The organism is Spirulina subsalsa CS-330 (assembly GCF_028330765.1).
Lineage (GTDB): Bacteria > Cyanobacteriota > Cyanobacteriia > Cyanobacteriales > Spirulinaceae > Spirulina > Spirulina subsalsa_A.
The window spans coordinates 1-10,744 of sequence record NZ_JAQMTY010000219.1; the positions used below are offsets into that span (position 1 = coordinate 1).

At 53.2% G+C, this 10,744-nt stretch carries 12 protein-coding genes; 5 read left to right on the forward strand and 7 right to left on the reverse strand.

What is annotated here, in order from left to right:
• Nucleotides 1-1,215 (reverse strand): ABC-ATPase domain-containing protein (locus PN477_RS15200; RefSeq protein ID WP_272147399.1); only part of this gene is annotated, 1,215 nt, incomplete at its 3' end.
• 257 nt (nt 1,216-1,472) lie between these two features.
• Nucleotides 1,473-1,679, reverse strand: coding sequence for a hypothetical protein (locus PN477_RS15205; RefSeq protein ID WP_272117962.1), 207 nt, complete (start codon nt 1,677-1,679; stop codon nt 1,473-1,475).
• 340 nt (nt 1,680-2,019) lie between these two features.
• Here PN477_RS15205 and psaD point away from each other — a divergent pair, with 340 nt between their 5' ends.
• Nucleotides 2,020-2,448 carry a photosystem I reaction center subunit II PsaD gene (gene psaD / locus PN477_RS15210; protein ID WP_072619423.1) on the forward strand — a complete coding sequence of 143 codons (429 nt, stop codon included), beginning with the start codon at nt 2,020-2,022 and terminating at the stop codon, nt 2,446-2,448.
• Nucleotides 2,449-2,553: 105 nt separating this feature from the next.
• Here psaD and PN477_RS15215 read toward each other — a convergent pair whose 3' ends face one another.
• Nucleotides 2,554-3,063: a pentapeptide repeat-containing protein gene (locus tag PN477_RS15215; protein ID WP_272117964.1), complete on the reverse strand. Its 510-nt coding sequence runs from the start codon at nt 3,061-3,063 to the stop codon at nt 2,554-2,556.
• A gap of 430 nt (nt 3,064-3,493) precedes the next feature.
• On the opposite strand from PN477_RS15215, the gene PN477_RS15220 reads away from it, so the two are divergent.
• Together PN477_RS15220 and PN477_RS15225 are read left to right on the forward strand one after the other, a co-directional pair.
• The gene (locus PN477_RS15220; protein WP_272117966.1) at nt 3,494-3,850 is read left to right on the forward strand and encodes a hypothetical protein; all 357 of its coding nucleotides are present in this window, start codon (nt 3,494-3,496) and stop codon (nt 3,848-3,850) included.
• 394 nt (nt 3,851-4,244) lie between these two features.
• Nucleotides 4,245-4,586 (forward strand): type II toxin-antitoxin system PemK/MazF family toxin, encoded by a 342-nt coding sequence (locus tag PN477_RS15225; RefSeq protein ID WP_417158833.1) that lies wholly within the window; start codon nt 4,245-4,247, stop codon nt 4,584-4,586.
• A gap of 9 nt (nt 4,587-4,595) precedes the next feature.
• Here the strand turns inward: PN477_RS15225 and PN477_RS15230 are convergent, their stop codons facing one another.
• The 3 genes from PN477_RS15230 to PN477_RS15240 form a co-directional block, all read right to left on the reverse strand.
• Nucleotides 4,596-6,965, reverse strand: coding sequence for an endonuclease MutS2 (locus PN477_RS15230; protein WP_272147401.1), 2,370 nt, complete (start codon nt 6,963-6,965; stop codon nt 4,596-4,598).
• 133 nt (nt 6,966-7,098) lie between these two features.
• Nucleotides 7,099-8,184: an AI-2E family transporter gene (locus PN477_RS15235; protein ID WP_272117974.1), complete on the reverse strand. Its 1,086-nt coding sequence runs from the start codon at nt 8,182-8,184 to the stop codon at nt 7,099-7,101.
• Nucleotides 8,185-8,268: 84 nt separating this feature from the next.
• Complete coding sequence (locus PN477_RS15240; protein ID WP_272117976.1) at nt 8,269-8,625, reverse strand: YkgJ family cysteine cluster protein; 357 nt, start codon at nt 8,623-8,625, stop codon at nt 8,269-8,271.
• Between the two features lie 142 nt (nt 8,626-8,767).
• Between PN477_RS15240 and psb30 the strand changes: the two genes are divergently transcribed.
• Nucleotides 8,768-8,899 (forward strand): photosystem II reaction center protein Ycf12/Psb30, encoded by a 132-nt coding sequence (gene psb30, locus PN477_RS15245; RefSeq protein ID WP_072620388.1) that lies wholly within the window; start codon nt 8,768-8,770, stop codon nt 8,897-8,899.
• Between the two features lie 120 nt (nt 8,900-9,019).
• Here psb30 and PN477_RS15250 read toward each other — a convergent pair whose 3' ends face one another.
• Nucleotides 9,020-9,340 (reverse strand): slr1957 family protein, encoded by a 321-nt coding sequence (locus PN477_RS15250; RefSeq protein WP_417158834.1) that lies wholly within the window; start codon nt 9,338-9,340, stop codon nt 9,020-9,022.
• Nucleotides 9,341-9,740: 400 nt separating this feature from the next.
• Here PN477_RS15250 and PN477_RS15255 point away from each other — a divergent pair, with 400 nt between their 5' ends.
• Nucleotides 9,741-10,604, forward strand: coding sequence for a mechanosensitive ion channel family protein (locus PN477_RS15255; protein ID WP_272117979.1), 864 nt, complete (start codon nt 9,741-9,743; stop codon nt 10,602-10,604).
• Nucleotides 10,605-10,744 lie beyond the last annotated feature (140 nt).

The following is a 10,744-nucleotide window of genomic DNA, read 5'->3' on the forward strand; positions in this document are numbered from 1 at the left end:
AAAAAAATCGTCGCCACTCCCCCCCATCACCAAAAGACTCGATACCCCCCGCTCCGTCCAGAGTTGGCGAATTTTATCAATCAAGGGCGTGATCGGTTCGTTGGCTTTGGCGATCAACTGTTGCATGCGGCGATCGCGAATCATAAAATTCGTCGCCGCCGTATCTTCGTCAATCAGCAACACCTGCGCCCCCGCTTCGAGGGCTTCGATAATATTCGCCGCTTGGGAGGTGCTGCCGCTGGCGTTGGGGGTGGAAAAATGGCGCGTCGATCGGCCTTGGGGCAGGTGATTAATAAACGGCGAAATATTCACCCCCACCACCGATCGCCCATCTTCGGCCCGGACTTTGACCGCTGCGGGATCGCTGACCACCGCCTCGCGCCCATCCCCCGGAAGATGGTTATAGACCCCCAACTCCACCGCTTTTAACAGTGTGGACTTGCCATGGTAGCCGCCGCCGACGATGACGGTAATTCCCTGGGGAATGCCCATGCCTCGGATCATGCCTCGATTCGGGGTGGTTAATGCGCATTCGAGTTCCGGCGGTGATTGAAAGGCGATCGCCTCCTGTCCCAAGGGCCGCGCATCCACCCCACTGCGACGCGGCAAAATTGACCCATTGGCCACAAAGGCGATCAAGCCCCGGTCTGCCAGTTGGCCCCGCAGTGCGTCGGCATCTTCGATCGTTTCCCCATGACGCTGCACAGCGGCGAGATCGAGGGACTCAGCCAGGAGCGATCGCGCCACAATTTCCGGCACATCCTCACAGAGTAACGCCGCCGCCTGTCGCCCCAAAATTCGCCGCCCCTGGGCCGGCAGTCCCACCGTAAACCGAGCCTCCACCCGCCGCGCATCCACCCAGACCGCCGTTTGCTCTAGCACCTCTTGCCCCACTGAGAGGATTTCAATCGCGCCACTCTTACCGCTGCCCCGCCGTCCGCTCAAATCCGCCGCCACCCGCGCAAATCGCCGCAGCAGATAGTCCCGCAGGGCAATTTCACGGGATGGCGTATTAAATAACTGGGGGGGAAACTTTGCGATCGCCTGAGGGATTTCCACATGCACCCGACTCGGAGCCGCAAAGGGATCGCCTTGGACATGATCAATGGAGAGGGTGAAATCATCCAACTCGTAGCGACCCTTCAAGGATTTATACGCGCCGTAGCTTGCGCCATCAAGTTTATGGAGGGTATTACGTAATTGTTGCTCAGACATCGGTTAATTGTTCACTCTTGTTCATTGCGATCTTATTTAGCAATCCTGTTTGATTCATGAACAGGCAAGGGGCTTAAGCCCCTTGTTGGTGGAGATATTAGATTTACGATGGATTGAGGAGCGCTCTTCATTGCGATCGCTCACCAAAGAAACAACCCACCGACAGGCTGCCGTGGGGTGCGGGGGTGTGGCTCAATGCCACTCAACGTTCAGAACATTGGATTCAAGGCTGGGTCATGGAGTGGAGAGGGTGAACCCTAGAGCCATTGACGCGAGGCAAATTTTTCGATTTGGACTTGGGTGTCGTGGAGTAGTTGACTCCGACTGTCTTGATGTTGGGGAAGTTGGGTTAAGGATGGGACAAGATTACGGGCTTGCAACGTCATATGAAGCTGAAGTTGGGCCACATATTCGCAGATGTCTTCGCGGCAGACTTCGGTTTCAGGAAGAGATGCAGGGGTCATCAAAATAAACGTCCTCCAAATAAAAGAATGACACTGGGTCAACACTTCTAGACGGTATCACGATCGCTCAAATCTGCATGGGAGTCACGGAAATGCCGAAATATAATTTAATATTTGCGTTGCAATGGCCGTAAAACCCACGCCCTAGCGTTTATTGGGGCTATCTTCGCCCGATTGAACTGGATGTGCGATCGCTCCCCTCCCCGCGCCTCCCCAACCCTAAGCCCCGTTTTCAAGACGACTTTCTCACGAACTGTTACAGTTCTTGACAAATACCCCGGTGAATTTCACCCACAGTGATAGCATTCGACTAAACATCACATCGTTTAGAGAGACGTTTATGACAGAAGCACTTTCTGGACAAACTCCCAAGTTTGGTGGTAGCACAGGCGGCTTGTTGACGAAAGCGGAAACGGAAGAGAAGTACGCGATCACCTGGACAAGCGACAAAGAGCAAGTGTTTGAAATGCCGACGGGTGGCGCTGCCATCATGCACGAAGGCGAAAACCTCTTGTACTTTGCCCGTAAGGAGCAATGCCTTGCCCTAGGTACGCAACTACGCACCAAGTTCAAGCCCAAACTGGAAGAGTTTAAAATCTACCGCGTCTTTCCCAATGGGGAAACTCAATATCTGCATCCCGCAGATGGCGTGTTCCCTGAAAAAGTGAATGAAGGCCGCGAGTTTGCCGGGAAAAAAGATCGCAACATTGGCAGCAACCCTGAACCAGTGACGATCAAATTCTCTGGCCAAGCCCCCTACGAAGTCTAGTCATGTGAATGATTGAGCCAGACTGTTCATGATGACTTGCAAAAAAAGGAGTGCGATCGCACTCCTTTTTTGATGGCCTTGGGTAATACCCGAGAAGTCCTAGTCCTATAAAGGTTGAGCATTGAAAACGCGGGCATCCGTCAAGATCAGGCCATCCATCACCGCGCCAATCAGTTGTACGTTATGGAGTGTGGCAGCCGTGAAATCAACCCTCCGCAAAATTGCATGATTGAGAATCGTATGGTGCAAAGTCGTCTGGGACAAGTTTGCCTCCGTCAACTCTGCCCCCGTCAGCATCGCCAGGGTGAGAGTCGCCCCCTGTAAATTTGCGCCCGTCAAATCAGCCCCTGCCAAATTTGCCCCGGTTAAATCTGCCCCCCTCAGATCCGCATCCCGGAGATCCACCCCCACCAAATGCTGTCCGGCAAGATTGACATGGGACAAATCACAGGCCCGACACATTCGCGTCGCTTGGAGGGTGATCAAGGTTTGTTCTTTATTGGTACGCGCCAAAGCCGCCAAACTAAACACCACGGACACCAAGGCCAGCGTCACGATGCTCAACACTGAAACCGTGAACGCGAAAACCGTCGTGCGTAACTGTTGTTGAGTCATCCGGAATGGGGATCGCGGTGTTTTGATGATCTCGGTTGACCGGTGAATCAGAGTCATGAGCGATCGCTCCCTTGTTAAAGAACATCTTCACGGTACAGACCACCCTACCTATGATGAAAGATCATCCCCGGATCACACCAGGCTGATCTTGACAAAACCCGCTATTTCCCCTATGGTTAAGCCCCTTCACTCCGTAGAAATACTGAAAAACAACCCTCGGTAGTTTTATCCGTAACGCCCGTTCAAGCCACGGCTTTACCTGTTGCGATCCAGTCGGCTCTATGGCTTCGAGGGTGATCGTTAAATGATGCTTGGTGCGACTGACGTAGGCTGTGATGCCTTTTTTTCCAGGGTACGATTCATCAAGCTTGCGATCGCGTGTGCATCCCCCGCTTTGGCTTTGTTCAGTAAAACAGTGTGACCTGTAGACATGAATGACATTCCCTATTACTTTAGTGAAAATATGAACCACCCCAAAACCTATCTCACATTTCACATTCTAGAATCTCAAAAAGTGCGCTTAGAGCAGTGGATGTTGGCAATTGACACTCAAATAGCAACCAAGCAGATTGAGACGGGTAGAGGCTTAGGAGAGAGAATACTGAGTACGGTGGAAATCAAATCAATGCAAGCCAGTATTGAGCAAGGACAACCGTGTCCGGACTACGGGGCTATGCATGGTGCGTATCGATACTCTTTTACTCCTACATCACTCGGTACTGTAGTAAAAGTCGAAAATGTTGTGTCAGGGGATGCTATCGATCTGAGTGAGTATGAACATTGGTAATCTGCTGCTGGGGGGCTATTCATATCGGGTATGCGATCGCCCCCCCAGCATCACAGCCAATGGGTTACCGTAACACCGCTGCCACCATAAGTGTTTGGGGGTGATTTCAATCAATGGCGCGATTGGGGTAGCTGGTTCAGGCAATTACAGCAGGATAAATTCAGAGGAAACAAATGATGCCCACTACCATACAGGAAATTTACAGTCAGATTACTCATACTCTGCCACCCGCAGATCGCCTGCGTTTGGTGACACTCATTCTGAACGATTTAGTTCAAAACAATACCAATATGGTTGACGATAGCGATGCGTGGACAAAACAGGATCAACTTGACCTTACGGTTCATTCTCTCCAACATACCGCAGCAATTTTCTCTGATGACGAGGAGATGGTGTGAGATTCACTCCAGGTGATGTTGTGACCGTTGATTTTCCCGGTGTTACGGGTATTAAGCGTCGTCCCGCAGTGGTGATTTCATCAGCACAGTATCACTCTAATCGCCCTGATGTAATTATTGGGTTAGTGACCTCGCAGGCAAAGGGTTTAGGGGTCACAGACTATGCACTTCAAGACTGGCAAACCGCAGGGTTAAGAGTTGCATCCGTTTTCCGTAGCTTTATCGTGACATTGCCCCGCTCATCGAATTTAGTGGTCATTGGTCAATTATCTGAACGTGATTGGCAAGGCGTTAGGGCTTGTCTCAAAGTAGCCTTAGCTGCGCGAGGTGAAGCCTGATCCCACCCGTCAGAGTAAATAGGCTACCGTCACGCCGCTGCCGCCTTCGTTTTGGGGGGCGAGTTCAAAGCGTTCCACTTGGGGATGGGTGGCGAGGAAATCGTGAACGCCTTGGCGGAGTTTGCCGGTTCCTTTGCCGTGGATGATCCAGAGAATGCCGAGGTCGGTGGCGTGATTGATCCCCGTTTCTACGTCCGATTCCATTTGGCTGACGCGATGGCCACGAATGTCGAGGGTGTTGCGATCGCTCCTCACCATGGCGCGGGGGGGTGGGGTTTTCGCGGCGGGCGGGGTCTTGGCTTTGGGGGGTTCGGGGGGTTCGACGGTTTTGCCGTCGAGGGATTCGATGTCGCTGAGGGGGATCGTGGTTTTCATTAGGCCGAATTGCACGATCGCTTTCTCGTTTTCCTCTAGGGCCAAGACCTCCGCCGTTTGCCCCAGGCGCGGGATGCGGATTTTTTCGCCCACTTTGGGGTAGTAGCCGGGTTTGCGTTTCGGTTCGGCTTTGGGGAGGTGACGCTGGGCGATCGCATTGATCGCTGCGGTGGCTTTTTGGGCGGTTTGGCCCTTTTTCGGGCGCTGTTGGAGGTCGCGGATCACCTGGGCGATTTCGGATTTTGCTTCGGTGATCGCAGCGGTGACGGCCTGTTCTTGCGATCGCTTTAAATCCTGTTCCCGTTCCTGCAACAGTTGCGCCCGTTCGGAGACTTCACGATAGAACCGCTCCGCCTCGGCCACGAGTTTTTCCGCTTCCTGGGCCTTTTCTTCTTGCTGGCGGCGTTGGGCTTCGAGTCCGGCGATCACCTGATTGACATCCTCGGAATCATTGCCCATCTGCGCCCGTGCCGCTGCGATAATCGCCTCACTCAAACCCAACCGTTGGGCGATCGAGAGGGCATTAGACCGCCCCGGAATCCCCCACAGCAGGCGATAGGTGGGGGCGAGGGTGGCTTCGTCGAATTCCACCGAGGCATTTTCAAAGCGGGAATCTTGATATTTCAGCGCCTTCAATTCGCCGTAGTGGGTGGTGGCGATCGCCAATCGTACCCGATCCGCCAAATGGTAGAGCAACGCCGTCGCCAAGGCGCTCCCCTCGCTGGGATCAGTTCCTGCCCCCACCTCATCGAGCAACACCAAGGATTGAGGGGTCATCTGGTCGAAAATGCGACTAATGCGGCGAATATGCCCGGAAAACGTCGATAAACTCTGCTCTAACGACTGCTCATCGCCAATATCCGCAAAGACACCATCAAACCAGGGCAATTCCACCGGCTCCCGTGCCGGGATAAACATCCCCACCTTCGCCATTAAGGCCATTAACCCGATGGTTTTTAGCGTCACGGTTTTGCCGCCGGTATTCGGCCCCGTAATCGCCACGACACGGATATCGGGGCGAATTTGGACGTTAATCGGGATCACCGCTTCGCCCTGTTCCCGTTGGGCTTGCCAGACGAGGAGGGGGTGACGCAGATGCCGCAGGGTGATCGGTTCGGTGGGGTCGATAAAGTGGGGGGGGTTGGCTTCGAGCCACAGACCATAGCGGGCGCGGGCGGTGGCGAGATCCAACACCGTGACGATCGCGAGTAGGGTTTCGAGATCCTCCAACACCTCGGCCACTTGCTCCGTGAGTTGCCGCAGGATGATTTCAATTTCGCGCTCTTCTTGGCGTTGGAGTTGGCGGAGGGTGTTGCCCCATTCCACAATGCTGTGGGGTTCGATGAACAGGGTCGATCCGGTGCTGGAGGTGTCGTGAACGATACCGGGAATGTGGTCTTTTTGGGGGGCTTTGACGGCGAGCACGAAGCGATCGCCCCGCTGGGTGATCACGGCTTGCTGTAAGGCTCCGCCCTGACGTTGGATGATCCGTTGCAATTTTTCCTGGATGCGATCGCGCACCCCTTTCAACTGCCCCCGCACCGCCACGAGTTTTTCACTGGCGCGATCGGTCACATCGCCCCGCTCATCAATACAGTGGTGAATTGCCTGTTCTAGTTCCGGATAGGTGCGCAGATCCGCCACCAAGGTTTCCAGGCTGGGCGTATCCTCTTGGTCGGCAATCAGTCGCCGCAACTGTCGCGCTCCGGCTAGGGTCGTGGCAATCTTGAGCAGTTCGTCCCCCTTGAGCACCCCTTGACGTTCGGCCCGTTCGAGGGCATCGCCAAAATCGTGAATCCCTTTAAACGGGATGCCTTGGGGTAAGCGGTCTTCGAGGGCGTAGGCTTCTTTTGTTTGGGTGAGGAGGGTTTGGCTAGCGGCCTGGGTGGTGGGGATGGGCAGATGACGAGCCGCGATCGCACCTAATTCCGTCGCGGTGAAGGTGGCGAGGTGTTGGCACAGGCGCGGCCAGTCGAGAAGATCGAGGGTTTCAGCGTGAATCAAGATCGGGGTTAAAAAGTCAAAATAAAGGGCAAGAGGGGGAGAGCGCGTGTATTTTTGTAACACACTTTAATTTTAAAACGGAATGACCGGGATTCACGACAGGGCGAATCGACCCCTCCCCCCCGAAGCAGGCTTATGGGCTTGATTCGGGCAAGGCTTGAGGCACTTCGGAGGGCAGGGGTTCCGGCTCGGCGGCAATGCCTAACACCGTGGACAGTTGCCAGCGATCGAGGACATCGGCAAATAGCACTTCTTCGATCCACACCTTCACCACCACCGTTAACGGCAACGCCAAAATCAGCCCCAACAGGCCAAACGATCGCGCAAAGAAAATCTGCGCCGTCAAGGTCACCGCCGGCAAGAGTGACACCTGTTTCGCCATCACCGTTGGTGAGAGCCAATAGCTCTCAATATTCTGAATCACCAAATACCAAATCAGCACCGCCAACACTTTCCACGGCGCATCGAGCAACGCCACCATCATCGGAAAAATGGCACTCGTCACCGGGCCAATGTTGGGGATAAAGTTCAACACCCCCGCGAGCAGGGCATGAACCAAGACAAAATCAACCTGCAAGACTAAGAGACCCACACCGCTCATAATCCCGATAAATAGGCAATTAATCACCATCCCTTCGAGCCAACTGCCGAGGGCGATTTCGCAGCGGGTGAGAATGTCATCGGTGCGCCGTCGATAAAAGGAGGGAAAGAGCTGGATAAAGGCTTGGCGGTAGTCGGGGGGATTGGCCAGCATCATCAGGGTGAGGACGAGCACTAAGAGCAATTGGAGGAGGGTGGCGACGGAACTGGAAAAGAAGCTCAAGAGTACCGAGCCGAGGGGCTGGAGTTGGTTGAGGAGATCGCGCCAGGTGGGGGGGTCAAAGGTCAGTTCGGAGAAGCGTTCGAGTTGGACAATTTGCGATCGCACCTGACTAAAGGCCTGGGGTAACAGGTCAATCAGGGTTTGAAACTGATCCACAAAGGGCGGCACGACGAGCCAGAAAAACAGCACCGTCGCCACCAGCACAATCAACAGCGTTAACCCCACCGCCCCGCCCCGTTTGGGCATACCCCACTCTAAAACCTTCCGCACCAAGCGATTCAGCGCCGTCGCCAACACCACCGCCGAAAAAATCAAGAGCAACAGTTGATGAATTTGCCACAGGATATACAGGGCAATCACCAAACAACAAAATCCCAACCATTTCCCAAAATTCATCCCCTTTGTCTCCTCGTGGTAATGGGGTGATGCGATCGCACCGGAGCCAGAATGAGCCGGAATTGAGTTGAGGAAACCACCGGGCTAATCCGGGTCACTCGTCGCCGCTTCGTAGCGTTCAAGTTCGGGGCTGCTCGGCCCATAGACCCCCGTAATTTGCTGCTCACAACAGTCAATCGCAAAGGCATCAAATTCGTCAATCGTCACATCATACAAGGTTGCGAAGGTATCCGGACGCACCCGGCAAAAGGAAGGGCGATCGGCGTAGATCGTACAAATCCGGGCCGCGTGATCATAATGTTGACACCAGCCATTGTCCCCCACCATGCTCAGGTATTGGTCGAGTTGATCCGGGGTGAGATAGTCAGCCAAGTCGGGGCGATCGCTCGGATCAAGGTGGCAGCACGCGCCACAGTTCTGAATGCAAAGCCATTGGGACATAGGGTTTCACCTTGGTATCGTTTCCTGTATACTTTTGTATCGTTACTGAGAAAGGGATTTAGCACGTCCCCAGAATCAGGTACTATTAACGATGAATTTTGGTTTAGCTCTTAATCGGGTTGAAAGTAGGCGAGAAAAAATTATGGATGCTTTATTTAGCTTTTTCGGTGGAATCAACTACGAAGTCATTTTTCAACTAGGATTTTTAGGACTCATTGTAATCGCAGGGCCCGTTGTTGTCTTCCTGCTTGCGTTCAATGGGGGCGACATCTAGATCTTGACTGAATGGCTCATGGCCTCAACGCATCAAAAGCCCTCCTCAATCTTTGGGGAGGGTTTTGTTTGGACAGAGAAGCCGCCCATACCATTGGCGAATTCTGGTTACGGGCGTGCCTTAATCCTCTTCGACTTCGAGTAAGGCACTCATCACCGCACCGCAGGCAAAGGCAAACACAAGGGGCATCGGCGAGTGGGTGAAATAGCTCAAGACCAAGGACACGAGGGCCGCGATCGCCCCCGTCCAGACCACGAGGCGTTCTTCTTCGCACCAGCCTTTCGCCGCCTTGATCGAGCGTAATACAGAAGAGGGAATCGGTTCTGGCATTACAGCACCGGGCGGAAATGCCCAATAGTGTCCGGGGCGTTCTTGGAAAAGCTCCGTCCAACCATTGTCAGCACACCATTCGGTAATCCAGTGATCACTGTAATGTTTCATCGTCGGCATGGGCGTTCAATTCGGAATCAATAACGGTTTAATCAGTCGAACTTATCGTAACAGTTGCCTTTCCACGCAGTCCGTTGATCATAAAAAACTTTACGTTGATTCACCAAAGTCAACTGAGTATAAATACTCGGATGTTTTACACGGAATTTAAGCAAGATTTAAGCTGGCGATCGCATCTATTCTGACACGGGAGAAAATGCGGTTGCGATCGCGTCAACGCTTCAGCCCAGGGCGCACATCCTGCCCATCTCCCGTGACCGCATTAACACGCCCCAAAACACCCCTATTTTTCTAATCAAGACCCAGGATTGAAAAATCAATCCTGATCATTTGTGAGATCACCCCTCTCTCCTCATTTATTATGATTCGTTCATGGATAGTAACTGAAATCATGCCGCCAGAGTTAACCCTAGACAACCTTGAACAACTCCTCCGGATCAACTATTTACAGCAGCTTCTTCTTGAACTTCAGGAAATCATCGCCACCTTTGGGTTGAAACTCTTCGTCGCGATCATCATTGCCTTTATCGGCTTGCGTGGGGCGCGACTCCTCCAGCACACCACCCAAAACCTGATGCGCAAAGCTGGCATTGACGAAACCCTTGTTTCCTTTGCCGTCCACCTCACCTACTTTGGCTCCCTCACCTTCGTAGCCGTCATCGTCCTCGGCCATTTAGGCATCCAAACCACCGCCATTATCGCCGCCCTCACCTCCGGTTTTTTTGCCGTTGGGCTAGCCCTCCAAGGCTCCCTATCTAACTTCGCGGCGGGGGTTTTAATTATTATTTTTCGGCCCTTTCGTGTGAATGACTATATCGAAGGCGGCGAAGTCGAAGGAACCGTCGAAGAAATTCAAATTCTCACCACCAAACTGCGCACCCTCCAAAATATTGTCGTCGTTATTCCTAACTCAAAACTCACCAACGAAAAAATCATTAACTACTCCAGTAAACCCTACCGTCGCATTGATCTCGTCTTCGGTGTGAGTTACCGCTCCGATATTGATCAAGTCAAGCAAATTCTTTGGGAAATCGTGCAAGCTGAACCCCTGATTACCCATGATCCGCCGCCCTTTATCGGGGTGTTGACGCTTAATGAAAGTTCCGTGGATTTTGCGGTGCGTCCCTATGTGCGTCAACAGGACTATTGGACAGTGTGGTTTAACATTACGGAGACCGTGAAAAAACGGTTTGATGCCAACGGAATTCAGATTCCCTTTCCCCAGCGGGATGTGCATTTATTCCAAGCTCGCTAAGGGTGCATCCCACTTTTGCAGATTCCCATGGCTCGCCAGGGAGCACCCTCATCCCCAGCCCTTCTCCCGCAGGAGAAAGGAGCCAAAAGCCCTCTCCTGAGGGAGAGGGTTGGGTGAGGGATTGCATAACTGGGATGCAC

What these genes read in the sequence shown, in the direction of transcription:
- PN477_RS15205 (WP_272117962.1), bottom strand. Translation starts at nt 1,679, where the DNA reads ATGACCCCTGCATCTCTTCCTGAAACCGAAGTCTGCCGCGAAGACATC.
- psaD (WP_072619423.1), top strand. Translation starts at nt 2,020, where the DNA reads ATGACAGAAGCACTTTCTGGACAAACTCCCAAGTTTGGTGGTAGCACA.
- PN477_RS15215 (WP_272117964.1), bottom strand. Translation starts at nt 3,063, where the DNA reads ATGACTCAACAACAGTTACGCACGACGGTTTTCGCGTTCACGGTTTCA.
- PN477_RS15220 (WP_272117966.1), top strand. Translation starts at nt 3,494, where the DNA reads ATGAATGACATTCCCTATTACTTTAGTGAAAATATGAACCACCCCAAA.
- PN477_RS15235 (WP_272117974.1), bottom strand. Translation starts at nt 8,184, where the DNA reads ATGAATTTTGGGAAATGGTTGGGATTTTGTTGTTTGGTGATTGCCCTG.
- PN477_RS15240 (WP_272117976.1), bottom strand. Translation starts at nt 8,625, where the DNA reads ATGTCCCAATGGCTTTGCATTCAGAACTGTGGCGCGTGCTGCCACCTT.
- psb30 (WP_072620388.1), top strand. Translation starts at nt 8,768, where the DNA reads ATGGATGCTTTATTTAGCTTTTTCGGTGGAATCAACTACGAAGTCATT.
- PN477_RS15250 (WP_417158834.1), bottom strand. Translation starts at nt 9,340, where the DNA reads ATGAAACATTACAGTGATCACTGGATTACCGAATGGTGTGCTGACAAT.
- PN477_RS15255 (WP_272117979.1), top strand. Translation starts at nt 9,741, where the DNA reads ATGCCGCCAGAGTTAACCCTAGACAACCTTGAACAACTCCTCCGGATC.